Here is a 24,069-nt window from a genome sequence, read left to right on the forward strand (position 1 = left end):
CTAGTAGAGGCCGCCGGAGCTGACGGTTCCGAAGTTGGCCGCGCCGGACGGGGCGGTGGTGGTGTTGCCCTGCGAATCCGTCGACGTGGTGCCGCCGGTCTGCGGCTGGCCGGCCGCATTGCTGCCGCCCGCCGCGTCGGGATTGTAGAGCGGCAGGTTGGAACCCATGGCGAAGCCGCCGTCGACCATGCCCGCCATGCCGAAGACCGGGTTGGAGCCGTCGCGGAAATATTCGGCCTGCACGTCCTTGGGCGGCGTGTCGGGCGTCGCGGGCTCGCCGGTCCAGCGGTTGATGTTGATGAAATGGCCCCCCGGCGGAACCTTGAACGGGCCGCCGCCGTATTTCTTGATCGCGGTCTCCATGAACTGCTGGAAGACCGGCGCGCAGAGGGTGGAGCCATAGGCGTGCCGGCCAAGGTCCTTCGGCGTGTCGAAGCCGATGTAGCAGCCGGCGACGATATTGGAGGTGAAGCCGGTGAACCACACGTCCTTCGGCCCGTTCGTCGTGCCGGTCTTGCCGGCGACCGGCACCGGCAGGTTCACGACGCCCGCCGCCGTGCCGCGCTGGATCACGCCCTGCATCATCGAGATCAGTTCGTAATCCGTGATCGGGTCGATCACCCGCTCGCGGTGCGAGACGATCTGCGGCGCCTGGCCGGCGGGCAGGTCGCGGACCGAGCAATCGGTGCAGCTGCGGTCGTCATGGGTGTAGATCGTCTTGCCGAAACGGTCCTGCACCCGGTCGACCAGCGTCGGCGTGATCTTCTCGCCGCCGTTGGCGATCATCGCGTAGGCGGTCACGATCCGGTAGAGCGAGGTCACCTGCGACCCGAGCGAGTTCGCCAGATAGGGCTGCATCGGGTCGTAGACGCCGAAGCGCTCGGCATATTTCGCCACCGTGTCCATGCCGACGGCCTGGGCGATGCGGATGGTCATCAGGTTGCGGGACTGTTCCAGCCCCACGCGCATCGGGACCGGACCGTAATACTGGTTCTCGGCGTTCTTCGGGGTCCAGAGGCCCTGCGGCGTGTTCACCGTGATCGGAGCGTCGATCACGATCGTCGCCGGTGTGAAGCCCGAATCGAGCGCCGCGGCATAGACGAAGGGCTTGAAGTCCGAGCCCGGCTGACGCTCGGCCTGGGTCGCGCGGTCGAAGGCGGAGACCTGGTAGGAGAAGCCGCCCTGCAGGGCCAGCACGCGGCCGGTGTGGACGTCCATCGCCATGAAGGCGCCCTCGATCTTCGGCACCTGCTGCAGCGACCAGTGCGTCTTGCCGGACTTGTCCTTGACCTGCTTGACCAGCACCACGTCGCCGACATCGACGAGATCCGACGGCACCCGCGCCCGGGGCCCGAGCTTGCCGTCCTTGAGCTTCTTGCGGGCCCAGGTCACGTCCTCGGGCAGGATCACGTCGGAGGCGTTCTGCGGATGGTTCGCGATGCCGATCCGGGCTTCCTTCGCGGTCAGGCCGAGGACCACCGCCGGGTACCAGCCCGTGATGTCCGTCGGCACCTTCGCGTCGGACAGCGCCTTGCGCCAGGCGGCCTCGGTCTTGAGGTCCTTGAGGGGGATGGTCTCGCCCGTGCCGCGCCAGACGCCTTCGGCGCGGTCGTATTTCACCAGACCGTCGCGCAGCGCCTGGGTGGCGGCCTTCTGCATGTCCGGGTCCATCGTCGCCCGGATCGTCAGGCCGCCCCCGAAGAATTCCTGCTTGCCGAAGGTCTGGCTCAGCTGGCGGCGGATCTCGTCGGTGAAATAGCTGCGCGGGGGCAGCTTCTCGCTGAAGGCGGGGAAATCGCCGCCCTGCACGGTGAGAAGCGGCGCGTTGATCGATTTCTCGTAGGTCGCCTTGTCGATGTACTTGTTGTCGTACATCTGGCCCAGCACGTAGTTGCGCCGGCCGATGGCGGCGGCCTTCTGGGTGACCGGGTTCAGGTCGGACGGCTTCTTGGGCAGCGCGGCGAGATAGGCGGCCTCGGGCGGGGTGAGCTGGCTCAGCGTCTTGTTGAAATAGGTCTGCGCCGCGGCCGTCACGCCGTAGGAATTGGCACCGAGGTAGATCTCGTTCAGGTAGAGCTCCAGCACCCGGGCCTTGGAATAGGCCTTGGTGATCCGGTAGGCGAGGATCAGTTCCTTGATCTTGCGCTCGATTGTGCGGTTCGAGGTCAGAAGGAAGTTCTTGGCCACCTGCTGGGTGATGGTGGAGCCGCCGCGGATGTAGCGGCCGCGCGAGCGGATCGCCTGCCAGATCGCCCCTGCGATGCCGCGCGGGTCGAAGCCCGCGTTCTTGTAGAAGTTCTTGTCCTCGGCCGAGATGAAGGCCTCCTTCACCAGCGGCGGGATGTCCGCGATCGGGGTGAAGAGGCGCCGCTCGGTGGCGAATTCGTCGATGATCTGGCCCTGGCTGGAATAGATCCGGCTGATCGTGGGCGGGGTGTATTGCGCCAGCAGGTCATAGGACGGCAGGTCGCGCGAATACATCCAGAAAAGCGCGCCGACGGTCAGCGTGCCAAAGAAAAGGGCCATCGTGACCCAGGTGAAGATCGCCCCGAAGAACGAGAGTATTGGCCGGATCAACCGAGGCCCCCTTGCTGCTCGCCCATCCTTCTACGCGTGCGCCGGAGCAGGGTCAAAACAACTCCCGCTCGCGGCCCGGGGAAATCGGCCGATCCGCGCCGGGTCTTCGGCAGGGGCCGGCGCAGCCTTTGGGCCGCGCCGCCCGGATCGGACCGTTTCGCGGGCTCAGCCGACGAGTTCGAGGCCCGAGAAGAAATAGGCGATCTCGACCGCCGCGGTTTCCGGCGCGTCGGAGCCGTGGACCGAGTTCTCGCCCACGGAGAGGGCGAATTCCTTGCGGATGGTGCCGTCGGCGGCATTGGCCGGGTTGGTGGCGCCCATCACTTCGCGGTTCTTCGCGATGGCGCCTTCGCCTTCCAGCACCTGCACGACGACCGGCTCGGAGGCCATGAATTCGCAGAGCTCGCCGTAGAAGGGACGCTCCTTGTGGACCTCGTAGAACTTGCCGGCCTGCTCGAGGCTCAGCTTGATGCGCTTCTGGGCGACGATGCGGAGGCCCGCTTCCTCGAACTTGGCGTTGATCTTGCCGGTGAGGTTGCGCCGGGTGGCGTCGGGCTTGATGATCGAGAGGGTCCGTTCAATGGCCATGGTCTGTACTCTATGTCCTCATCGGGTCGGGCCCCTGCCCGCCCCTGGTTTCCGGGCGCCCCGTTAGCATGGGGCGGCAGGCTTGGCTACCCCGGGCGAATGCGTCGGGCCGGGGCGGGCGGGCGTGATCGGGCGCCCGGCATGGGGCGGGAGCGATCTGGCGTCGGCTAGCTGGGCGAACCCTAGCCGCCCGTCCCCCGGCCCGAAACAGCGGGCGTATGCCCGCCGGGCCAGCGCCCACCCGCGGACGGGATCTGGCCCTTCTCTGCACGGGGATGGCACCTCGCCCTTCGCCGCCCGTTGACCTTGCCTGCGCCTTCGGGCAATGGCTCGGCATGCTGACAATCGCCGATATCACCTATTCCATCGAAGGCCGGCCGCTTTTCGAGGGCGCCTCGGCCCGGATCCCCGCCGGCCACAAGGTCGGCCTCGTCGGGCGCAACGGCGCCGGCAAGACCACGCTCTTCCGCCTGATCCGGGGCGAGCTTGCGCTCGAGAGCGGGGCCATCACCCTGCCCGCGCGCGCCAAGATCGGCGGCGTCGCCCAGGAGGCGCCGGCGAGCCAGGCTTCGCTGCTCGACACGGTTCTGGCCGCCGATACCGAGCGGGCGGAGCTGCTGGCCGAGGCCGAGACCGCCAGCGACCCGCACCGCATCGCCGAGATCCAGCACCGGCTGGCCGATATCGACGCCTGGTCGGCGGAGGGCCGCGCCTCCGCCATCCTGCGCGGCCTCGGCTTCACCGCCGAGGAGCAGCTGCGCCCCTGTGCGGATTTCTCCGGCGGATGGCGGATGCGGGTGGCGCTGGCAGGGGTGCTTTTCGCCCAGCCGGACCTGCTGCTTCTCGACGAGCCGACCAACTACCTCGACCTCGAGGGCGCGCTCTGGCTGGAAAGCTACCTGCAGCGCTATCCGCATACCGTGATCATCATCTCGCACGACCGGGAACTGCTGAACCGTTCCGTCGGCGCGATCCTGCATCTCGACAACCGCAAGCTGACGCTCTGGCAGGGCAATTACGACACCTTCGCCCGCTCCCGCGCCGAGCAGCGCGCGGTGCAGGCGGCCGAGGCCAAGAAGCAGGAGGCGCGGCGGGCGCATCTGCAGAGCTTCGTCGACCGCTTCAAGGCCAAGGCCTCCAAGGCGCGGCAGGCGCAGTCGCGGGTCAAGATGCTGGCGAAGATGACCTCGATCACCCCGCCCGAGGAAGCCGCGAAGCATGTCTTCTCCTTCCCCGCGCCGGAGGAGCTGGCACCGCCGATCGTCAACCTCGACGGTGCGGCGGTGGGCTATGACGGCCCGCCAGTGCTGCGCCGGCTGAACCTCCGGATCGACCAGGACGACCGCATCGCCCTTCTCGGCCGCAATGGCGAGGGGAAGTCGACGCTTTCGAAGCTGCTCGCCGGAAAGCTGGAGGCGTCGGAGGGCCGGATCACCCGCTCCTCGAAGCTGCGGATCGGCTATTTCGCCCAGCATCAGGTGGACGAGCTGCGCCGAGAGGAGACGCCGCTGCAGCACCTGCTCCGCCTTCGCCCGGGCGAAGGACAGCCGAAGCTGCGCGCCCGGCTCGCGGGGTTCGGGCTCGGTGCCGATCAGGCCGAGACGCCGGTGGAGCGGCTTTCCGGCGGACAGAAGGCGCGGCTGTCGCTGCTTCTGGCCACGCTCGATGCGCCGCATCTGTTGATCCTCGACGAGCCGACCAACCACCTTGACATCGAAAGCCGCGAGGCGCTGGTCGAGGCGCTGACCACCTATTCCGGCGCTGTGGTCCTCGTCAGCCACGACATGCATCTGCTGAGCCTGGTCGCCGACCGGCTGTGGCTGGTGAAGGACGGCCGCGTGGAGCCTTACGAGGAGGATCTGGAGGCCTATCGCAAGATGCTCCTTGCCCCGGACGAGCCGCCGAAGGAGAAGGCCAAGCCTGCCAGGCGGCAGGCGAGCCGCGACGAGCTTCAGGCCTTCCGCGCCGAGGTGCGCAAATGCGAGGAGCGGATCGGCAAGCTGAACGAGATGCGCGACCGGCTCGCCAAGAAGCTCGCCGACCCGGCGCTCTACGAGCCGGAGCGGATCGGCGAGATGGAGACATGGCAGAAGAAATATGCCGAGGTGATGGACGGGCTGGACCGGGCCGAGGCATTGTGGATGACGGCCCTGGAAAAGCTCGAGACCGCGGAGGCCTGAATGGATCGCGCCCAGCTCGTTACGGCCTTCGTCACGCTCTTCGTCGTGATCGAGCCGATCGGCATCACCCCGATGTTCATCGCGCTGACGCGGGGCATGTCCACGCGGCAACGGCGGACGATCGGGCTCAGGGCCTGCGTGACGGCGGTGGGGATTCTGACGGCCTTCGGGCTTCTGGGGCAGTCGCTTCTGAATTTCGTCGGGATCTCGATCCCGGCCTTCCGGATCTCGGGTGGGATCCTTCTCTTTCTCACCGCGCTCGACATGCTCTTCGAGCGCCGCACCCAGCGCCGCGAGGGCCAGGTGGAGAAGGAGGAGGACGATCACGACCCCTCGGTCTTCCCGCTGGCCATGCCGCTGCTGGCGGGTCCTGGGGCGCTGACGACGATGATCCTTCTCGTCGGCCAGGTGAAGGGCGGCTGGGTGGCGATCCTGGAGCTGCATATCGCCATGGTCGCCGTGGTCGGCATCGCTTTCGCGCTGTTCCAGGTGGCAGGGCCGCTCGACAAGGCGCTGGGGCGGACCGGCAACAACGTCATCACCCGGCTTCTGGGAATGCTGCTGGCCGCGCTTTCGGTGCAGTTCGTGATCGACGGGGTGCGCGCGGCGGGCGTTCTGCCGGGGCTGTGAGCCCCGGGACGGTGCCCCGGGCCTAGATTGCGGGCCGGGGTCGCGGGCTGAAAACTGCGGGGAGACGCCCTAGATACCAGCTATCGGAGGGCGCCCATGTCCAGTGACCAGATCGCGCAGGTTCTTTATCTCGTCGTGCTTGGCGCGGCGGTGCTGGGATCGCTCATCCTGCAGTCGCGCCGGCGGCGGGGGGAGATGCTGCAGCAGCTCTCGATCTGGGCCCTGATCTTCGTCGGCGTGATCGCGGGCGTGGGGCTGTGGTCCGACATCTCGAAATCGGTGCTGCCGCAGGAGGCCTCCTTCGGGCCGGGGGGCAGCGTTTCCGTGCCCCTGGGCCAGGACGGGCATTACCACGTGACGCTGAAGATCCATGGCGTGCCGGTGCGGTTCATGATCGACACCGGGGCGTCGAGCCTGGTTCTGAGTCCGCAGGACGCGCGACGGGTGGGGATCGATCCGGCCCGGCTGGCCTATGTCGGGCGCGCGACGACGGCGAATGGCGATGTGGCGACGGCGCGGGTCAGGCTGCGCGACGTGTCGCTGGGGCCGATCGTCGACCGGGCCGTCTATGCTGATGTGAACAAGGCGCCGATGGACAGCTCGCTTCTGGGCATGTCCTACCTCAAGCAGTTCGGCAAGATCGAGATCAGCGGCGGGAAGATGGTGCTGACGCGGTAGGGGGAGTGGGGACTTTCTACCCGCCCCCGACCCGAGGCAACGCTGCGCAGCCGGCCGGCCCAGTGTCCGGCGCCGGGGGGGACGCTTACACTTTCCCCCCGGCCTGAAACAGCGGGCGCTGGCCCTCCTCGGCGCGTGAGGCGTGCGCGTTCATGGCGCGCCGCCCCTCAGTGCCGCAGCAGGGCGGCCTGGGCGGCGTCCTGCCGGGCCCAGGCGCTCATGGCCGAGGCGATGGCGGTCTCCATCTTCGCCCGCCAGGCCGGGTCCTGCAGATTCTTCAGGTCGGAGCGGCTGGACAGGTAGCCGAGCTCGATCAGCGCCGAGGGGATGTCGGGCGATTTCAGCACCGAGAAGGCCGCCTCCTGATGCGGGCGGGAATGCATGCGCAGGCCGGCGGCGCTGATCGTCTTTACGAGGTCGGCCGCGAACATGTCGGACCGCGGCTGGTTCTCGGTCCGCGCCATGTCCATCAGCACGGTGGCGATGCGGTCGTCGGTGTTGGTGAGATCCACGCCCGCCATGATGTCGTCGCGGTCGTGCCGGGCGGCCAGCTCGGCGGAGGCCTGGTCGGTCGCGCCGGTGGCGAGCGTATAGACGGTGGCGCCGCGCGCCTCGCGCGAAGCCTCTGCATCGGCGTGGATCGACAGGAACAGGTCCGCCCCCGCCGCCCGCGCGATCGAGAGCCGCGACTCCAGCGGCACGAAGCTGTCATCGGTCCGCGTCATCACCACCTGCATGCCGTCGCGGATCAGCACCTCCCGAAGCGCCCGGGCGAAGGCGAGCGTGATCTCCTTTTCCTCCACCCTGCCGTCGATCGAACCGGGGTCGATCCCGCCGTGGCCGGGGTCGAGCACAACGGTCAGCGGCCGGTCGCCGGTCTGGCGGCGCTTGGGCGGGCCGACCATGGCCGGGACCGGCAGCGCCCAGAGGCCGGAGGACGGCGCGCCGGCGGAGGCATTGAAGGCGCTCGCGCTTTCGGGCGTGAGGTTCAGCTGCACCAGCGCCCGCCCGTTGAGATCGCGCGTCGCCATCTCGGCCTGCGCGACGGCATAGGGCCCGTCAAGCGCCAGAACGAGGCGCGACCAGCCGGGCGCGAGCGCGCCGGCGCGAAGCTCGGTCACATGGGTGCCATGCGGGAATCGGGCCGGGTCGAGGGCTGCGAAACCGACCTCGCGGAAATCGAGGACGAGGCGCGGCGGGCCGGCCAGCGTCGTGATGCGGTAGGGCACCGGCTGGCTTATCGTGAGCGAGATCTGGATGCCCTCGACGGTGTCGCGGATGAAGGAACTCTGCGGTTCGAACTGCGCGAGTGCGGTCAGGCCGCCCCGCCCAGACGCCTGCCCCGCCGCCTGCGCAGGCGTGGAGGATCCGGCGAAAAGCGCCGCCAGAACGATGAAGATCCGCCCGATCAGACCGGCCATGCCCCTGCCCTTTTTCCACAGGCTACGGGATTCGCGCGCGTCCGTCACCGCCTGTCTAGCGCCGGTTGGCGAAGGCGCGCAGGCGCTCCAGCCCCTCGGCGATATCGGCCGTCGCGCGGGCATAGGAGAAGCGCAGGGTCTGGTGGCCGCGATGGGGGTCGAAATCGAGGCCCGGGGTGACGGCGACGCCGGCCTCGGCGAGGATCTCGGCCGCGAAGGCGCGGCTGTCCCGGGTCAGGTTGGAGACATCGGCATAGATGTAGAAGGCGCCGTCGGGCGGGGCGATCTTCGTGAAGCCGGCCTTGGGCAGGCCGTCGAGCATCAGCCGGCGGTTCTCGGCATAGACGGCGAGGTTCGCCTCCAGCTCCGCCGTGCAGTCGAGCGCTGCCAGCGCGGCGATCTGGCTGGCGTGCGGCGGGCAGATGAACATGTTCTGGGCCAGCCGTTCCACCGTGCGGACGTGGTCGGGTGGGACCACCATCCAGCCGATGCGCCAGCCTGTCATCGAGAAATATTTCGAGAACGAGTTGATGACATAGGCCTCGTCCGTGATCTCCAGCGCCGAGACGGCGCGGTCGCCGTACTGGATGCCGTGGTAGATCTCGTCGGAGATGAAGGCGATGTCGCGGGCGGCGCAATGGTCGACGAGGGCGGAGAGCGCCGCGCGCGAGAGCATGGTGCCCGACGGGTTGCCGGGAGAGGCCACGATGAGGCCCTTGAGGTCGGGGATGTCGGCGAGATCGGCGGGCACCGGCTGCAGCCGGTTCTCGGGCGCCGCGGGCAGGCCCACGGGTTCAAGAGAGAGAGCGCGCAGGATCTGGCGGTAGGACGGGTAGCCCGGCTCGCCGAGGCCCACACGGTCGCCCGCGTCGAAGAGCGCGGTGAAGGCCAGAAGGAAGGCCGCCGAGGAACCCGAGGTGATGACCACCCGGGCCGGGTCGAGCGTGACGCCGTACCATTTGCGGTAGAGCTCCGCGACGCCGGCGCGCAGCTCCGGCAGGCCGAGCGCGACGGTGTAGCCGAGCGATCCCGCCTCCATAGCGCGCACCAGGGCCGCGCGGGCGCCGGCGGGGGCCGGGGTGCCGGGCTGGCCGACCTCCATGTGGATGATGTGGCGGCCGGCCTCTTCCGCGGCGCGGGCCGCCTCCATCACGTCCATGACGATGAACGGGTCGACGGCGCTGCGCCGGGATGTCCGCATGGGGCAAGGCTCCTTCAGGGGTCGTGCGGGTCATCTCAGGCGGGGCGCCGGGGGTCAAGGCCCGGCGGTGGTGGCGCGCACGGTCGGGGCGGATCGGGTGCGACGCGGGGCGCGCTTGCCTCGTCCGCCGGATGTGCGACACTGGCCGTACACGAAGCCGTCAAGAGGTCTTTGGGATGTTACGCCTGATCGCCGCCCTCTGCCTGTCGCTTCTCTGCGCCCTGCCCGCGGCGGCGGTGGACCAGCACAGCTTCACCCCGGCCGAGAAGGCCGCGATCGACGCCGAGGTCCGCGCCTACCTTCTGGCCCATCCGGAGGTGCTGGTGGAGGCGATGCACGCGCTCGACGCCAAGCAGGCGGCGGCGCAGGCGGCCTCGGACCAGGCGCTGGTCAAGGCCAATGCCAAGGCGCTCTTCTCCGATCCCGCCTCCTGGGTGGGGGGAAACCCCAAGGGCGACGTGACGGTGGTGGAGTTCATGGACTACCGCTGCCCCTATTGCCACGAGGCTTATTCGCAGGTCTCCCAGCTGGTCGGCTCCGACGGGCATATCCGCTTCATCGTGAAGGAGTACCCGATCCTCGGGCCGCAGTCGGAGCTGTCCGCCCGCTTCGCCATCGCCGTGCTGCAGAGCGCGGGGGCCGCGGCCTATGGCAAGATCCATGACGCACTGATGACCTATCGCGGGGAGTTCACCCGCGCCTCGCTCGCCGCGATCGCCGGCAAGGAGGGGCTGGACGGCAAGGCGCTTCTGAAAGCGATGAACGGGGCGGCGGTGAGCAAGGTGATCGACGACAACCTCGCACTTGGCGCGAAGATGGCCGTGGCCGGTACGCCAACCTTCGTGATTGCGGACCAGGTTGTGCGGGGCTATGTGCCGCTGAGGCAGATGCAGCAGATGGTCGCCGCCGCGCGGAAGAACTGACCGGGCGGGGTGTTCTGGCCGGCCCCGGCGGGCCTCTTCGACGGCGAGGAGGGACTGCGCGGGAAGCGGCGCCGCTCTGCCCATCGCCCCCGCCGCGGGGCAAATCGCGATTTTCTTCGCCGGCAAACCGGTCTAGGGTCCGGCGCGGTGAGATCAGGGGCCAGGAGGCGAAAGCGTGTCGAGATTCGACCGATACATGCTGTCGCAACTGATGGTGATGTTCGGCTTCTTCTCGCTCGTTCTCGCCATGGTCTACTGGGTCAACCGGGCGGTGCTTCTGTTCAACCACCTGATCGGGGACGGGCAGTCCGTCCGCATCTTCGTCGAGCTGACCGCGCTGACGCTGCCGAACGTGATCCGCATCATGCTGCCGCTTTCGGCCTTCGCAGCTTCGGTCTACGTGATGAACCGGATGTCGAACGAAAGCGAGCTGGTCGTCGCGCAATCGGCCGGGCTCTCGCCCTTCCGGCTGGCACGGCCGGCGCTGGCTTTCGGGGTCGTCGTCGCCCTGCTGGTGGCGCTTCTGTCCAATATCCTTGTGCCCGCGAGCCAGGCCGGGCTGGCCGAGCGGCAGGCGGTGATGGCGCGCAACATCACGGCCCGGGTCCTGACCGAAGGCAAGTTCATCCACCCGTCCGAGGGCGTGACGCTGTTCATCCGCCAGATCACGCCCCTGGGCGAGATGCGCGACGTGTTCCTGTCGGACGCGCGCAGGCCCGGCCAGCGCACCACCTATTCGGCGCGGCGGGCGCTGCTGGTGAAGGTCTCCGGCGGCACCAAGCTGGTGATGTTCGACGGAACGGCGCAGACGCTGACGCTGGCCAACCGCAAGCTCGCCGTCACCCGGTTCCAGTCCTCGACCTATGACATCGGCGCGCTGATCGGGCCGCCCGGCGCGCGGCGGCCGCGTCTGGAGGAGCTGTCGACGCCGGCGCTGCTTTTCCCGGGCAAGGCGCTGATCGCGGCCACGGGCGCGACGCGCGCGGATTTCCTCTACGAGGCCAACACCCGCATCGCAGAGCCGCTGACGGCGCTGGCCGCGGCGCTTCTGGGCTATGCGGTGATGATGCTGGGGGGGTTCAGCCGCTTCGGCAACTGGCGCCAGATCGGCGCCGGTGCGGTGGGGCTGATCCTGCTGCAGATGCTGGTCGACTGGTCGGCCGGGGTCGGGACGGCGAATGCCAGCCTCTGGCCGGTGGCCTATCTGCCGGGGGTGGTGGGGATCCTGGCCTCGGTCGCGATGCTCTGGCAGGCCGGGCGCCCGCGGCGCCGGCGGGCGAGCCCGGCCGAGGGGCTGGCGGCGACATGACGCTGAGCCTCTATGTCGCGCGCCGCTTCCTGGTGGCCTTCCTGCTGGTGATGGCGGGCTTCGCCTGCATCCAGATGCTGCTCGACCTCGTCGAGGAGCTGCACCGCGCCTCGGGGACCGCGATCAGCTTCGCGCAGGCCGCCCAGCTTGCCGCGCTGAACACGCCCGACGGGCTTTACCGCATCCTGCCGCTGATAACGATCCTTGCGACGCTGATCCTGTTCCTGGGCCTGGCGCGCAGCAGCGAGCTGGTCGTGATCCGTGCCGCCGGCCGCTCCGGGCTTCGCACGCTCGCGGCTCCGGTGACGACAGCGCTTCTGATCGGAATTACCGGCGTGGCCGTGATGAACCCGCTCGTCGCCGCCTCGACCAACGCCTACGAGGCGCTGAGCAGCCATTACGCGCTGGGCGGGCCGGAGAGCGTGCTGTCGGTCACGCGCGAGGGCTTCTGGCTGCGCCAGGCGAGCGCCGACGGGCAGACGGTGATCCGGGCCGAGCATGCCAGCGCCGACGGCACCAAACTTACGAATGCCTCCTTCATCAGCCTGAACGCGCAGGGCGCCCCGCAGCGGCGGATCGAGGCGCGGACCGCGGTGCTCGACCCCGGCGCCTGGGAGCTGACCGACGCCAAGGTCTGGCAGCTGGCCAAGACGACCAATCCCGAGCTGACCGCGAAGACCGCGAAGACGATGAGGCTGCCCTCAGAGCTGACCCGCAGCCAGATCCGCGACAGTTTCGGCAATCCGCGCCAGATCCCGATCTGGCAATTGCCCGAATTCATCGCCCGTCTCAGGCAGGCCGGGTTCTCGGCGCGCGATTACCGCGTCTGGTTCGAGATGGAGATGGCGATGCCCTTCATGCTGGCCGGCATGGTCCTGATCGGGGCGGGGTTCACCATGCGCCACGTCCGCTTCGGCCATACCGGGCTGATGGTGCTCTTCGCGCTGATCTCGGGCTTCTCGGTCTATTTCCTGCGCAACTTCGCCCAGGCGCTTGGCAATGGCGGGCAGATCCCGGTCGAGCTGGCCGCCTGGGGCCCGCCGCTGATCGCCATCCTGCTGTCGCTCGGCCTGCTGCTGCACCTGGAGGACGGCTGATGCAGCATCTCTCCCGGCGGGCCGCGCTGGCGCTCGGCCTTGCGCTTGCGCCCCTCGCGGGGCCCCTCTCCGCCCCGGCCCAGCCCGCGTCGGGTGCCACCGGCGCCGCGGCCGCGCCGCCGCCCGCGACGCTGGTGGCCGACAGCGTCACCCGCACGGGACAGGTGCTGGTGGCAGAGGGTCATGTCGAGGTGTTCTACAAGGGTACCCGGCTGAAGGCCGCCAAGATCACCTACGACCAGGCCAAGGGCACGATCCAGGTCGCGGGCCCGCTGGTTCTGATCGACGCCTCGGGCTCCAGCAAGGTGCTGGCCTCCGACGCGGAGCTTTCGGCCGACCTGCAGAACGGCATCCTGCATTCGGCGCAGATGGAGCTGGAGGGGCGGGTGCAGATCGCCGCGGCGGAGATGCAGCGCAAGGCGGGGCGCTATTCGAGCCTCGACCATGCGGTCAGCTCGTCCTGCCAGGTCTGCGCGGCCCATCCGGTGCCGTTGTGGGAGATCCGGGCGCACAAGGTGGTGCATGACATGGTCACCCACCGGATCCGCTTCACCGACGCGCAGCTGCGCTTCGCCGGCGTGCCGGTCTTCTACCTGCCGTTCTTCAGCCTGCCCGACCCGACGGTGAAGCGCACGCCCGGGTTCCTGACGCCGAAGCTGTCGGAATCGACTCTCTTCGGCTTCGGGGTGGAGACCCCCTATTTCCTGCCGCTGGGCCCCACACGCGATCTGACCTTCTACCCGTTCCTGGCCGCCAAGGGCAGCCGGACCCTGGGGCTGCGCTACCGCGAGGCATTCAACACCGGCGCGGTGGAGTTCCGCGGCGCGCTTTCGCGCGACCAGCTCATGCCCGGCGACACCCGAGGCTACCTGTTCGGCGACGGTTATTTCGACCTGCCCCGCGGCTTCCAGCTGAAGTTCCAGATCCAGGCGGTGAGCGACCCCAACTATTTCCTGAACTACGGGCTGACCCAGGTCGACCGGCTGGAGAGCGGGCTGGAGCTGTCGCGCACGCGGCGCGACGAATATATCGACGCCCGGCTGCTGCGCTTCCACTCGATCCGGTCCGGCGACAACAACGACACGCTGCCGAATGTCGTCGCCACCGCCGACTGGAGCCGGCGCTTCGCGCTGCCCCTGATCGGCGGGTCGGCGCAGCTCGATTTCCGCGGCATGGCGCTGCGCCGCCGCTCCAGTGCCGACGTGGTCGGGCGGGACATTTCGCGCGCTGGCTTCGTCTTCGACTGGCGGCGGGACTGGATCCTGCCCGAGGGGCTGGTGCTGACCGGCCTCGGGTCCCTGCAGAGCGACCTTTACGGGGTGCACCAGGATTCGTCCTACCCCGCCACCATCGCGCGGACGGTGCCGCAGGCGGCCGTGCAGCTGTCCTGGCCCTGGGTGCGGGCGGGGGCAAAGGGCGCCTCGGACGTGATCACCCCGGTCGCCCAGCTGATCTTCGCGCCGAGGTCGGTGCCGGCTGTGCCGAACGAGGATTCGGTGATCTCGGACTTCGACGAGGGCAACCTGTTCTCGCTGTCGCATTTCAACGGCGTCGACGGCATCGAGCTGGGCCGGCGCGTCAATCTCGGCGTGACCTGGACGCATTACGATCCCTCGGGCTGGACCTTCGGCGTCGCCGCCGGGCGGATCTGGCGGCAGGTGACGGCGACCGGCTACGACCCGGCCTCGGGCCTCGGCGGCAAATCCTCGGGCTGGCTTCTGGCGACCCAGGCCAAGAACCGGCGGCTGGAGATCATCAACCGCGCCGTCTTCGGCAATGGCGGCGGGCTGAACAAGGACGAGCTGAGCCTGCGCTGGACGCCGCCGGGGAGGTTCTCGGCCTCCACCAGCTACATCTGGATGACGGCCGACCCGGCGAGCTACCCGTCGCTGACCACGGTGGCGACGCGGCAGTGGCAGGTCGACGCGGCCTTTCCGATCCGCGGCAACTTTTCGGGCCAGGCCTCCTGGCGCTACGACGTGGTCACCCACCGCGCCGACGCCTCGTCGCTCAACCTGACCTGGCGCAACGAGTGCGTCAGCGTTGATCTTTCCGTCGCACGGAGCTACGCATCTGCAACGAGCACGACGGCCAGCACCTCCTTTGGCTTCTCGCTTGGGCTGACCGGCTTCGGCGGCGGCTCTGCCTCCGGCGCACCGGTCGGAAGCTGCCAGCGGTGAGGCGCGCGGAGGACAGGGCCGGAGCGGCCGGGAGACAGGGCCGGAGCGGCCTGCGGGCCGCGAGAAACGGGAAGGACCCGGCGGGGCCCGAAGGGGCGAACCGGCGGGCGCGACGGGTAGAGGACGGGCGGTACGGGCTGATGATGCGACTGAGCTTTCTTTTGATCGCCGGCTTGGCGTTCGCCCCCGCGGCCGCCATGGCGGCCCAGAACGATCCGGCGCAGGCCGCGGCCCAAGGCGCGGCCACCGGACAGCCCTTCGCCGCGGCGCTTTACGTCGACGGCCGGGCGATCACCAATTACGAGATCACCCAGCGCGAGAAGTTCCTTCAGGCGATCGAGGGCCCGGGCGACCATTCCGCCGAGGCGGTGAAGGCGCTGATCGACGACAAGATCCGCCTTTTCGAGGCCGCGAAATACGGCATCGTGCCGACCGACGCCGATATCAAGGCGGGGATGGACGAGTTCGCCAGCCGGGCCAAGATGACCGGGGACGAATTCGTGGCCCAGCTTGAAAAGGCCGGGGTCGACCCCCAGACCTTCCGCGATTTCGTCAAGGCCGGGCAGGCCTGGCGCGAGGTGGTGCAGGGCACGATCGCCCAGACCGTCACGATCAGCGATGCCGATGTGACCGAGAGCCGGGCGCTGAGCCTGGCCCATGGCGTGCCGCGGCTGCTGCTGTCCGAGCTGGTCATGCCGGCGACGCCGGACTACGCGCCGAAGACCGTGCCGCTGGCCGAGGAGCTGTCGAAGACGCTGAAGGGCGACGCGGCCTTCTCGGCGGCGGCGAAGAAATACTCCGCCTCCGACTCCGCCTCCAAGGGCGGCAAGCTTGACTGGATTCCGGCCGCCCAGCTTCCCAATGCGGTGGTGCAGGCCGTCACCGGGCTGGCGCCGGGCCAGGTGTCGCAGCCGGTGGCGCTGCCGAATGCCGTCGGCATCTTCGAGCTGCGCGGGATCGAGGACGCCCCTGCCCCGCCGCCGGCGCGGGTCGAGGTGGATTACGCCGAATACCTGCTGCCCGGGATCCATACACCCAAGGTCGCGGCGGAGGCGGCACGGATTCGCGCCCGGGCCGAGACCTGCAACGACCTCTATGGCCTTGCCCGGGGCAAGCCCGCCTCTGTCCTGACCCGGGTCAAACAGTCGCTGCCGCAGGTGCCCGCCGACGTGGCGCTGTCGCTGGCGCAGCTCGACCCCGGCGAGAGCACGACCGAGCTGACGCGCGGCAACGACACGGTGTTCCTGATGCTCTGCTCGCGCACGGTGACGCAGAATCCGCCGATGGATACCCAGGAGCTGAAGAGCGCGCTTTTTGCCGCCAAGGCGAACGCGCTGGCCGACCAGAAGCTGGACGAGCTGCGCGCCGACGCGATCATCACCGCGCCATGACCGCGGCCGCATCGCCCGCCGTGAAGCCGGTGGCGCTGAGCTGCGGCGAACCCGCGGGCATCGGGCCCGAAATCGCGGTGAAGGCCTGGGCGGCGCTGGGGAACCGGCTGCCGTTCTTCTGGATCGGGGATCCGCGCCACCTGCCCGAGCACACCCCGCGCGTTCTGATCCGCGACCCGGCCGAGGCGGTCGAGGCCGCGGCCGAGGGGCTGCCGGTCTGGCCGCTCGACTTCCCGGCGCCCGCGGTGCCGGGCCAGCCCGCCCGCGCCAATGCCGCCAGCGTCATCGAGGCGATCGCGACCGGGGTCAGGCTGGTCTCGGAGGGCCAGGCCGGCGCGCTGACCACGGCGCCGATCCACAAGAAGGCGCTGAAGGACGGGGCGGGCTTCGCCTTTCCGGGCCATACGGAGTACCTCGCCCATCTCGCCGGCGTCGAGCGCGTCGTGATGATGCTTGCCGCGCCGGGGCTGCGGGTGGTGCCGGTGACGATCCATATCGCGCTTTCGGAGGTGCCGAAGGCGCTGACCGCGGCGCTGCTGGAGGAGACGCTGCGGATCACCGACGCGGGGCTGAAGCGCGACTTCGGCCTGCCCGCGCCGCGGATCGCGGTGGCGGGGCTCAACCCCCATGCCGGCGAGGGCGGCGCGATGGGGGGCGAGGAGATCGCGCTCATCGGCCCGGTGCTGGAACGGCTTCGGGCCGAGGGGATGGCACTGACCGGCCCGCTTCCGGCGGACACGATGTTCCATGCCGCCGCGCGGGCGCGCTATGACGTGGCGGTCTGCATGTATCACGATCAGGCGCTGATCCCGATCAAGACGGTGGATTTCGCCGGTGGCGTGAACGTGACGCTGGGGCTGCCTTTCGTGCGGACCTCGCCGGACCACGGCACCGCCTTCGACATCGCGGGCAAGGGCGTCGCCGATCCGGCGAGCCTGATCGCGGCGCTGCGGCTGGCCGAAGAGATGGCGACCGCACGCGGGTGACGGGGCCGCGTCCGGGGCGCTTTCCGCCCCACGCACCCCCGGGAGACTTGGGCCAGGATGAAAGGGCGAGGGATTGGCTGCGATTGACGGGCTGCCGCCGCTGAGAGAGGTCATCGCCGCGCATGGGCTGGCGGCGAAAAAGAGCCTCGGGCAGAACTTCCTGCTGGATCTGAACCTGACGGCGAAGATCGCGCGGGCGGCAGGCGACCTGACAGGCTGCGACGTGCTGGAGGTCGGGCCGGGTCCCGGCGGGCTGACGCGCGGGCTTTTGGCCGAGGGCGCGCGGCGGGTGCTGGCGGTGGAGAAGGATACCCGCTGCCTGCCCGCGCTGGAGGAGATCGCGGCGGCCTATCCCGGGCGGCTGGAGGTGGTGAACGGCGATGCGCTGGCGCTCGATGCCGCGGCGCGGCTGACGGCGCCGGTCAAGGTGGTGGCGAACCTGCCCTACAATGTCGGCACCGAGCTTCTGATCCGCTGGATGACGCCGCAGAGCTGGCCGCCGTTCTGGCAAAGCCTGACGCTGATGTTCCAGCGGGAAGTGGCGGAGCGGATCGTGGCCAGGCCCGGGTCAAAGGCCTACGGGCGGCTGGCGCTGATGGTGCAGTGGCGGGCCGATGCGCGGATCGTGCTGAGCCTGCCGCCCGAGGCCTTCACCCCGCCGCCGAAGATCAGCTCTGCCGTGGTGCATGTCACGGCCCTGCCGGAGCCGCGCTATCCGGCCGATGCGAAGATCCTGGAACGCGTGGTGGCGGCGGGTTTCAATCAGCGCCGCAAGATGCTGCGGGCGAGCCTTCGCGGCCTCGCGCCGGATATAGAGGACCGGCTGCGCGCGGCCGGCATCGCGCCGACGGCGCGTGCCGAGGAAATTCCGCTGGAGGGGTTCTGCGCGCTGGCCCGGTCGCTGGCGGGCTGAGTTATTCCGCCGCCGGGGTCCGGCTTTCGCCACCCTCTGTGGATGCGCCTTCGGACCCGCCCTCGGCCGCGCGCGGCTTGCGCGGGCGGCGGCGCGGGCGGCTGGCCTCGCCTTCTGCCGGGGCGTCGCCCGGGGCGGATTCGGCGGCCGGCTTCTCGGCTGCGGGCTTGCGGCGGGAGGGCTGCGGTGCTGCAGGCGCCGGCTGGGCGGCTGGCGCCGGTTGGGCGGCCTCGCTCTCCTGCCGCTGTTCGGGGGTCTCGACAAGACCGCTGTCGCCGCGGCCCTCGTCGAAATCGATCACCTCGCCGCCGGGGCGCTGCTCGCCGTAGCGTTCGCCACGATCGCCGCGGTCGCGGCGGCCACCGTTGCCGCCGCCGTTGTTGGCATTGCCGGAATTGCTGTTGTGGCCGCCGTTGCCGTGGCTGCCGCCACCGCCGTTGCCACCGTTGCCGCCGCTATTGGCGTTGCTGTCGTGGTCGCCGGAGCCGCCGTGGCCGTTCTGGCCGCCCTGCTGCTGGCGGGCTTCCTGGTCACGCGCCATCTCGCGCTGCGCCTCGGCCAGCATGCGGATGTAGTGCTCGGCATGCTGCAGGAAGTTTTCAGAGGCCACCCGGTCGTTACCGAGCTGGGCGTCGCGCGCCAGCACCAGATACTTGTCGATGATCTGCTGCGGCGTGCCGCGCACCTTGCCCTCGGGACCCGAGGAGTCAAAGACGCGGTTGACAATGTTGCCAAGCGAGCGCGGGCGGTTCTGCTTCGAACGCGAGCGGGACTTTGATGATCTCATAACTTCGCTTTATCCAGCCATGTGGGGCTTTGCCCGGACCCCTGCGGCGCTTGCGCGCCTCGCTTCGAACGGTCAGGCAGATCCGGGCGGGGGTTTCGGGGGCCTGCAATGTCAGCCGGCCCGTAACCTTTTGCCGAATAAGCACGGCACCGGCGTCAGGGCAAGCTGATTCTGCACGAAATCCGGCCGATTGGCAGAATTGCAGCAGATCACTCAGGCGACCGGGCGCCTCGCGCCCGTCCAAGGACAACCCTGTCCCTGCCTTCAAGATCGGGTCTGACCGCCACATCTTCAAGCCCCGCGGCGCGGAAAAGCGCGGCGACGGCGGGACCCTGCGTGGCGCCGATCTCGACGATCAGCCGACCGCCGGAGGCCAGGTGGGCCGGGGCCGCAGCCGCGATGGCGCGGTAGGGGCCGAGACCGTCGCCCCCCGGTGTCAGGGCCTGGCGCGGCTCCCAGTCGCGGACCTCGGGGGCGAGGCCGGCCATCTCCGCCTCGGCGATATAGGGGGGGTTCGAGACGATGAGGTCGAAGACGCCCTCCAGCCCGTCAAACCAGTCTGCGCGGCGAAAGGTCGCGCGGGGAAAGAGGCCAAGCGCCGTGGCATTGGCGGCCGCCACGGCGAGCGCGGCCTCGGAGGTGTCGGTGCCGAGGCCGGTGGCCTGCGGCCGCTCTGCCAGCAGCGTCAGCAGGATCGCGCCGGTGCCGGTGCCGAGGTCGAGGATACGGGTGAAGGGATCCTCCAGCGCGGCCTCGATCAGGCCTTCCGTCTCCGGGCGCGGGTCGAGCGTGTCGCGGGTGACGCGGAAGCTGCGGCCCCAGAAGAGCCTCTGCCCGGTGATCTGGCTGACGGGCTGGCGGGCTTCGCGCGCGGCGATGGCGCGTTCGAAGGCCTCGGCGGCCTCCGGCGCCAGGGGATCGGGCAGATGCAGGGTCAGCCGGTCCGGGGCAAGGCCCGCGGCATGGGCGAGAAGCGCGCGGGCGTCGCGGGCGGGGCTTTCGACGCCGGCGGCCTTCAGCCGGGCGACGGCCGCGCGCAGGGCCACGTCGAGGGTTGTCCCGGCCCCCTGCCCCTGCCCCGGACCCGTCATCCCTCCATCTCGGCGAGCTTCTGGGCCTGGTCGTCGGAGATCAGCGCGTCGATCACCTCGTTCAGGTCGCCCGCCATGATCTGGTCGAGCCGGTAGAGCGTGAGGTTGATGCGGTGGTCGGTCATCCGTCCCTGCGGGAAGTTGTAGGTGCGGATGCGTTCCGAGCGGTCGCCGGAGCCGACCTGGCTCTTGCGGGTCGCGGCGCGCTCGGCATCGGCGCGGGAGCGTTCGAGGTCGTAGAGCCGCGCGCGCAGCACCTGCATGGCGATGGCGCGGTTCTGGTGCTGGGACTTTTCCGACGAGGTGACCACGATGCCGGTGGGAAGGTGGGTGATCCGTACCGCCGAGTCGGTGGTGTTGACGTGCTGACCGCCGGCGCCGGAGGCGCGCATGGTGTCGATGCGGATGTCGGTGGCCGGAATGTCGATGTCGACCTCCTCCGCCTCGGGCAGCACGGCGACGGTGGCTGCGGAGGTGTGGATGCGGCCGCCCGCCTCCGTCTCGGGCACGCGCTGGACGCGGTGAACGCCGCTTTCGTACTTCAGCCGGGCGAAGACGCCCTCGCCCTGGATGTTGGCCACGACTTCCTTGATGCCGCCGAGCTCGGTCTGCTGCTCTTCGAGGATCTGGAAGCGCCAGCCCTGGGCCTCGGCGTATTTCTGGTACATGCGCAGGAGGTCCGCCGCGAAGAGCGCGGCCTCCTCGCCGCCGGTGCCGGGGCGGATCTCGAGGATCGCGGGGCGGGCGTCGGCCGCGTCCTTGGGCAGGAGTGCGACACGGAGCGCCTGCTCCATCTCCGGGATGCGGGCCTTGAGGCGGGGGAGTTCATCCTCCGCCAGCGCGCGCATCTCGGGATCGGCGAGCATCGCCTGCGCCTCTTCGAGATCGGCGAGCGCCTGGCGGTATGCGGAGATCTCGGTGACGACGGGCTTCAGCTCGGAATATTCGCGGCTCAGCGTCGCGATCTCGCCCGGCGCGGCGCCGGAGGCGAGCTTGGCTTCGAGGAACTCGAAACGCTGGGAGATCTGGGCGAGCTTGTCCATGGGAACCATGATGCGCCTCTGGCATGGGGGGGACGGGCGGTCAAGGGTGGCGGCGGGCCGGGCGGGGCTCTGCCCCGCAGCCCGGAATATTTGCGCCAGGCAAACGGGGATCAGCCGGGGCCGAGCTCCTTGAGCCAGGCCTGGAGCCTCTCGCGGTTCACGCCGAAGTCGGATTGGCCGAAGCGGGCGCGGGCGAAGGCCGCGAAGGTGGCGCCACCCGGGGCGGGCAGGACGTGGACCGAGGTGAAATCGGGGAATTTCCAGATCCGGCTGCGGGTTATGTAGGTCATCCGCCCGGAAGCGACGGAGCCTGCGAAAAGCTTCGTGCGCGGCCAGGCGCGGGCGATGCCGTCGATCTTGCGGGCAAGCGCCTCGGGCGTCATGGCGTAGACCGGCGCGGCCGCGTCGCCGCCCTTGGGCCGGATCAGGAAGCCGTTGGACATCCCCGGCTTGCCGGCCACCATCGGATCGACATGCCAGCGGGCCGGATCGTTGGGCGAATATTCGAAATAGGCCTGTGCGCCGATCGCCAGCGCCAGCACGCCAAGGATGACCCAGCGCCACATCAGCCGCGCCGGGGCCAGAGGTAGAGGCACATGAGTTCCGTCGCCACGTGGGCGCCCGCGATGGCGGTGGCGCCCGTGGTGTCATAGGGCGGCGAGACCTCGACCACGTCGCCGCCGACCATGTTGATGCCGGCGAGATCGCGCAGCATCGCCGCCGCCTGCCAGCTTGTCAGCCCGCCCCAGACCGGGGTGCCGGTGCCGGGCGCGAAGGCGGGGTCGAGCGCGTCGATGTCGAAGGTCACATAGGTCGGGTGCTGGCCGAGGATCTCCTTCGCCCTGGCCACGGCGGCGGCGGTGCCCTTCTCGTGCACCTCGCGGGCGTCGATGACATGGACGCCCATGAAATCGTCGTTATGGGTGCGGATGCCGATCTGGACGGAGCGCCTGGGGTCCACGATCCCCGATTTCACCGCCTTGTAGAACATCGTCCCGTGGTCGATGCGGTCGAAGTCGTCATCGACCCAGGTGTCGGAATGCGCGTCGAAATGCAGAAGGCTCAGGGGGCCGTATTTCTCGGCATAGGCCTTCAGGATCGGGAAGCTGACGTAATGGTCGCCGCCCAGCGCGATGGTGCCCGGCCCGGCGGAAAGGATCCCGCGGATATGCGCCGTCAGACGGTCGGGGAAATCCGCGACCCTGGCGTAGTCGAAGGCGAGATCGCCGTAATCGACCACGCTGAAGTCATCGAGCGGCGAGAAGCCCCAGCCATAGGGCGGATCGAAGGGTTGGAGCGCGGAGGCCTCGCGGATCGCGCGCGGGCCGAAGCGGGTGCCGGTGCGGTGCGTGACCGCCTGGTCGAAGGGCACGCCGGTGATGGCGAGATCGACGCCGGCGAGGTCCTTGGTGTAGCGGCGGCGCAGGAAGCTGGTCGCCCCCCCGAAGGCGTTCTCGAAGGCGAGGCCGCGGCGGTTCTCGCGCGTGAAGGCCCCGTCGACCTCGTTCTTGGCGTCTTCCAGTCCCATCCGATCCTCCTGATGCTGCCTTGGCCTAGCGCCGCGCCGCGCCCGGCGCAACGGGAGGTTGGCCGGGCGGGCCCGGCGCAGGCAGGATTTCCGCCCGGAGCCCGTTGCACCCGGCGCGCGGCTGCCGCAGGATGCGGCGCGCCACCTGCCCCGGGAAGACCCTTGCACCGCCTCTACGAAGACGCCGCCTATGACACCAGTGCCTGGCCGACGAGCCACTGGCGCGCGAGCCTGCCTGCCCCGCCACCGGCCGAGCCGCTGCACGGCCTGGTGAAGACAGATGTGGCGGTGATCGGGGCGGGCTATGCCGGGCTCAATGCCGCGCTGGAGCTGGCACAGCGCCACGGGGCCAGCGTGACCGTTCTGGAGGCGGGCCAGCCCGGCTGGGGCGCCTCGGGGCGGAACGGCGGGTTCTGCTGCCTCGGAGGCGCGCATCTTTCGCATGGCAAGATCGTCTCGCGCGTCGGCGCCGGCGGGGCGCGGGATTTCCGCGACTTCCAGCACCGCGCCATCGAGCATGTCGCGGACCTTCTGCAGGAATATTCCATCGACGCTCGCCAGGGACCGGAGGGCGAGGTCTGCATCGCCCATTCGCCCCGCGCGCTGGCCGGCCTGAAGGCCGAGGCGGCGGCGGTGCGCACGCTCTACGGCGAGGAGGCGGAGATCCTGCCCGGGGCGGAGCTGGCCGAGCGCGGCCTTTCCGGCGAGGGGTTCTGCGGCGCGCTGATGACGCCGGTGGGCTTCCCGATCCACCCGCTCGCCTATGCCGAGGGGCTGGCGCGGGCGGCGGAGCGCGCCGGCGCGCAGGTCTTCGGCGGCAGCCCGGTGACGGGGCTCGTGCCCGAGGGCGAGGGCTGGCGGCTGACGACGCCGGGCGGCGTCCTGCTGGCGCGGCGGGTGCTGATCGCGACCAACGGCTATTCCTCGGAAGACCTGCCGCCCTGGATCGGCGGGCGCACGCTTCCGGCGCAATCGGCGGTGCTGGTGACGCGGCCCCTGAGCGCCGCCGAGAAGCGGGCGCAGGGGTTCACCACGCCGCTGATGTCCTACGACAGCCGGAACCTTCTGCATTACTTCCGCCACCTGCCCGACGGGCGGTTTCTGTTCGGGATGCGCGGCGGGGCCAGCGCCGCGCCCGAGGCCCAGCGCCGCAACGCCCGCCGCGTGCATGAGGAGTTCGCCCGCATCTTCCCGGCCTGGGCGGAGATCGAGGCGACATCGGAATGGTTCGGCTTCGTCTGCCTGACCGGCAGCCTCGCGCCCTATGTGGGCCCCGTGCCGGGCGCGCCGGGGCTTTTCGCGACCTTCGGCTGGCATGGCAATGGGGTGGCACCGGCCTCTCTGGGCGGCCGGCTCGCAGGCCAGCTGATCTCCGGCATGCCGACGGCGGTGCCGGCGCTGATGCGGCAGGTGCCGAAGCGTTTCCCCCTGCCCCCGCTGCGGCGTGTCTGGCTCAGGATGGGCTACGTCAGCCGCGCGCTGCGCGACGGCCCCCTGCCGCCTGCCAAGAGGGTCTGAGGCCCGCCCGGACCGCTTTTGCCGCGAC

At 69.9% G+C, this 24,069-nt stretch carries 20 protein-coding genes; 11 read left to right on the forward strand and 9 right to left on the reverse strand.

Annotated features, from left to right (window positions below; genetic code table 11):
- On the reverse strand, nucleotides 1–2,577 hold the full coding sequence (locus EIP85_RS16515; protein WP_127903323.1) for a penicillin-binding protein 1A: 2,577 nt from the start codon (nucleotides 2,575–2,577) through the stop codon (nucleotides 1–3).
- Between the two features lie 165 nt (nucleotides 2,578–2,742).
- On the reverse strand, nucleotides 2,743–3,165 hold the full coding sequence (ndk, locus tag EIP85_RS16520) for a nucleoside-diphosphate kinase (protein ID WP_097070160.1): 423 nt from the start codon (nucleotides 3,163–3,165) through the stop codon (nucleotides 2,743–2,745).
- Nucleotides 3,166–3,500: 335 nt separating this feature from the next.
- On the opposite strand from ndk, the gene EIP85_RS16525 reads away from it, so the two are divergent.
- The 3 genes from EIP85_RS16525 to EIP85_RS16535 all read left to right on the forward strand — a co-directional run bounded on the left by EIP85_RS16525 (nucleotide 3,501) and on the right by EIP85_RS16535 (nucleotide 6,653).
- Entirely contained in the window at nucleotides 3,501–5,345 is a 1,845-nt protein-coding gene (locus EIP85_RS16525; protein ID WP_127903324.1) for an ABC-F family ATP-binding cassette domain-containing protein, read from the forward strand.
- Complete coding sequence (locus tag EIP85_RS16530) at nucleotides 5,346–5,975, forward strand: MarC family protein (protein WP_127903325.1); 630 nt, start codon at nucleotides 5,346–5,348, stop codon at nucleotides 5,973–5,975.
- A gap of 96 nt (nucleotides 5,976–6,071) precedes the next feature.
- On the forward strand, nucleotides 6,072–6,653 hold the full coding sequence (locus tag EIP85_RS16535) for a retropepsin-like aspartic protease family protein (RefSeq protein ID WP_127903326.1): 582 nt from the start codon (nucleotides 6,072–6,074) through the stop codon (nucleotides 6,651–6,653).
- 167 nt (nucleotides 6,654–6,820) lie between these two features.
- Here the strand turns inward: EIP85_RS16535 and EIP85_RS16540 are convergent, their stop codons facing one another.
- Nucleotides 6,821–8,074, reverse strand: coding sequence for an N-acetylmuramoyl-L-alanine amidase (locus EIP85_RS16540; RefSeq protein WP_127903327.1), 1,254 nt, complete (start codon nucleotides 8,072–8,074; stop codon nucleotides 6,821–6,823).
- Nucleotides 8,075–8,129: 55 nt separating this feature from the next.
- Nucleotides 8,130–9,275, reverse strand: coding sequence for a pyridoxal phosphate-dependent aminotransferase (locus EIP85_RS16545; RefSeq protein ID WP_127903328.1), 1,146 nt, complete (start codon nucleotides 9,273–9,275; stop codon nucleotides 8,130–8,132).
- 176 nt (nucleotides 9,276–9,451) lie between these two features.
- Between EIP85_RS16545 and EIP85_RS16550 the strand changes: the two genes are divergently transcribed.
- The 7 genes from EIP85_RS16550 to rsmA all read left to right on the forward strand — a co-directional run bounded on the left by EIP85_RS16550 (nucleotide 9,452) and on the right by rsmA (nucleotide 18,074).
- Nucleotides 9,452–10,198: a DsbA family protein gene (locus tag EIP85_RS16550; protein WP_127903329.1), complete on the forward strand. Its 747-nt coding sequence runs from the start codon at nucleotides 9,452–9,454 to the stop codon at nucleotides 10,196–10,198.
- 175 nt (nucleotides 10,199–10,373) lie between these two features.
- Complete coding sequence (gene lptF / locus EIP85_RS16555) at nucleotides 10,374–11,507, forward strand: LPS export ABC transporter permease LptF (RefSeq protein ID WP_127903330.1); 1,134 nt, start codon at nucleotides 10,374–10,376, stop codon at nucleotides 11,505–11,507.
- Entirely contained in the window at nucleotides 11,504–12,604 is a 1,101-nt protein-coding gene (gene lptG / locus EIP85_RS16560) for an LPS export ABC transporter permease LptG (protein ID WP_127903331.1), read from the forward strand. The genes lptF and lptG overlap by 4 nt, the downstream gene beginning before the upstream one ends.
- Nucleotides 12,604–14,784 carry an LPS-assembly protein LptD gene (locus EIP85_RS16565; protein WP_127903332.1) on the forward strand — a complete coding sequence of 727 codons (2,181 nt, stop codon included), beginning with the start codon at nucleotides 12,604–12,606 and terminating at the stop codon, nucleotides 14,782–14,784. The genes lptG and EIP85_RS16565 overlap by 1 nt, the downstream gene beginning before the upstream one ends.
- A 143-nt stretch (nucleotides 14,785–14,927) precedes the next feature.
- The gene (locus EIP85_RS16570; RefSeq protein WP_164871765.1) at nucleotides 14,928–16,175 is read left to right on the forward strand and encodes a peptidylprolyl isomerase; all 1,248 of its coding nucleotides are present in this window, start codon (nucleotides 14,928–14,930) and stop codon (nucleotides 16,173–16,175) included.
- The gene (pdxA, locus tag EIP85_RS16575; RefSeq protein WP_127903334.1) at nucleotides 16,172–17,161 is read left to right on the forward strand and encodes a 4-hydroxythreonine-4-phosphate dehydrogenase PdxA; all 990 of its coding nucleotides are present in this window, start codon (nucleotides 16,172–16,174) and stop codon (nucleotides 17,159–17,161) included. Before EIP85_RS16570 ends, pdxA begins: the two co-directional genes overlap by 4 nt.
- Before the next feature lie 73 nt (nucleotides 17,162–17,234).
- Nucleotides 17,235–18,074, forward strand: coding sequence for a 16S rRNA (adenine(1518)-N(6)/adenine(1519)-N(6))-dimethyltransferase RsmA (gene rsmA, locus EIP85_RS16580; RefSeq protein WP_127903335.1), 840 nt, complete (start codon nucleotides 17,235–17,237; stop codon nucleotides 18,072–18,074).
- 1 nt (nucleotide 18,075) lies between these two features.
- Here the strand turns inward: rsmA and EIP85_RS16585 are convergent, their stop codons facing one another.
- The 5 genes from EIP85_RS16585 to speB form a co-directional block, all read right to left on the reverse strand.
- A complete protein-coding gene (locus EIP85_RS16585; protein WP_127903336.1) occupies nucleotides 18,076–18,861 on the reverse strand; it encodes a DUF4167 domain-containing protein in 786 nt (261 codons plus the stop codon).
- Nucleotides 18,862–19,070: 209 nt separating this feature from the next.
- Nucleotides 19,071–19,952, reverse strand: coding sequence for a peptide chain release factor N(5)-glutamine methyltransferase (gene prmC / locus EIP85_RS16590; RefSeq protein WP_127903337.1), 882 nt, complete (start codon nucleotides 19,950–19,952; stop codon nucleotides 19,071–19,073).
- Nucleotides 19,949–21,004 (reverse strand): peptide chain release factor 1, encoded by a 1,056-nt coding sequence (gene prfA / locus EIP85_RS16595; RefSeq protein WP_127903338.1) that lies wholly within the window; start codon nucleotides 21,002–21,004, stop codon nucleotides 19,949–19,951. Before prfA ends, prmC begins: the two co-directional genes overlap by 4 nt.
- 101 nt (nucleotides 21,005–21,105) lie before the next feature.
- Nucleotides 21,106–21,561: a DUF1499 domain-containing protein gene (locus tag EIP85_RS16600; RefSeq protein ID WP_164871766.1), complete on the reverse strand. Its 456-nt coding sequence runs from the start codon at nucleotides 21,559–21,561 to the stop codon at nucleotides 21,106–21,108.
- A complete protein-coding gene (gene speB, locus EIP85_RS16605; RefSeq protein WP_127903340.1) occupies nucleotides 21,561–22,523 on the reverse strand; it encodes an agmatinase in 963 nt (320 codons plus the stop codon). The genes EIP85_RS16600 and speB overlap by 1 nt, the downstream gene beginning before the upstream one ends.
- Before the next feature lie 162 nt (nucleotides 22,524–22,685).
- Here speB and EIP85_RS16610 point away from each other — a divergent pair, with 162 nt between their 5' ends.
- Complete coding sequence (locus EIP85_RS16610; RefSeq protein WP_164871767.1) at nucleotides 22,686–24,041, forward strand: NAD(P)/FAD-dependent oxidoreductase; 1,356 nt, start codon at nucleotides 22,686–22,688, stop codon at nucleotides 24,039–24,041.
- Nucleotides 24,042–24,069 lie beyond the last annotated feature (28 nt).

Origin of the sequence: Solirhodobacter olei, assembly GCF_004010155.1 — a bacterium.
Classification (GTDB): Bacteria; Pseudomonadota; Alphaproteobacteria; order Rhodobacterales; family Rhodobacteraceae; genus Solirhodobacter; species Solirhodobacter olei.

Coding starts and splice junctions, on each gene's coding strand:
- ndk (WP_097070160.1), bottom strand. CDS start 3,165: ATGGCCATTGAACGGACCCTCTCGATCATCAAGCCCGACGCCACCCGG.
- EIP85_RS16525 (WP_127903324.1), top strand. CDS start 3,501: ATGCTGACAATCGCCGATATCACCTATTCCATCGAAGGCCGGCCGCTT.
- EIP85_RS16530 (WP_127903325.1), top strand. CDS start 5,346: ATGGATCGCGCCCAGCTCGTTACGGCCTTCGTCACGCTCTTCGTCGTG.
- EIP85_RS16535 (WP_127903326.1), top strand. CDS start 6,072: ATGTCCAGTGACCAGATCGCGCAGGTTCTTTATCTCGTCGTGCTTGGC.
- EIP85_RS16540 (WP_127903327.1), bottom strand. CDS start 8,074: ATGGCCGGTCTGATCGGGCGGATCTTCATCGTTCTGGCGGCGCTTTTC.
- EIP85_RS16545 (WP_127903328.1), bottom strand. CDS start 9,275: ATGCGGACATCCCGGCGCAGCGCCGTCGACCCGTTCATCGTCATGGAC.
- EIP85_RS16550 (WP_127903329.1), top strand. CDS start 9,452: ATGTTACGCCTGATCGCCGCCCTCTGCCTGTCGCTTCTCTGCGCCCTG.
- lptG (WP_127903331.1), top strand. CDS start 11,504: ATGACGCTGAGCCTCTATGTCGCGCGCCGCTTCCTGGTGGCCTTCCTG.
- EIP85_RS16565 (WP_127903332.1), top strand. CDS start 12,604: ATGCAGCATCTCTCCCGGCGGGCCGCGCTGGCGCTCGGCCTTGCGCTT.
- EIP85_RS16570 (WP_164871765.1), top strand. CDS start 14,928: ATGCGACTGAGCTTTCTTTTGATCGCCGGCTTGGCGTTCGCCCCCGCG.
- pdxA (WP_127903334.1), top strand. CDS start 16,172: ATGACCGCGGCCGCATCGCCCGCCGTGAAGCCGGTGGCGCTGAGCTGC.
- EIP85_RS16585 (WP_127903336.1), bottom strand. CDS start 18,861: ATGAGATCATCAAAGTCCCGCTCGCGTTCGAAGCAGAACCGCCCGCGC.
- prmC (WP_127903337.1), bottom strand. CDS start 19,952: ATGACGGGTCCGGGGCAGGGGCAGGGGGCCGGGACAACCCTCGACGTG.
- prfA (WP_127903338.1), bottom strand. CDS start 21,004: ATGGTTCCCATGGACAAGCTCGCCCAGATCTCCCAGCGTTTCGAGTTC.
- EIP85_RS16600 (WP_164871766.1), bottom strand. CDS start 21,561: ATGTGGCGCTGGGTCATCCTTGGCGTGCTGGCGCTGGCGATCGGCGCA.
- speB (WP_127903340.1), bottom strand. CDS start 22,523: ATGGGACTGGAAGACGCCAAGAACGAGGTCGACGGGGCCTTCACGCGC.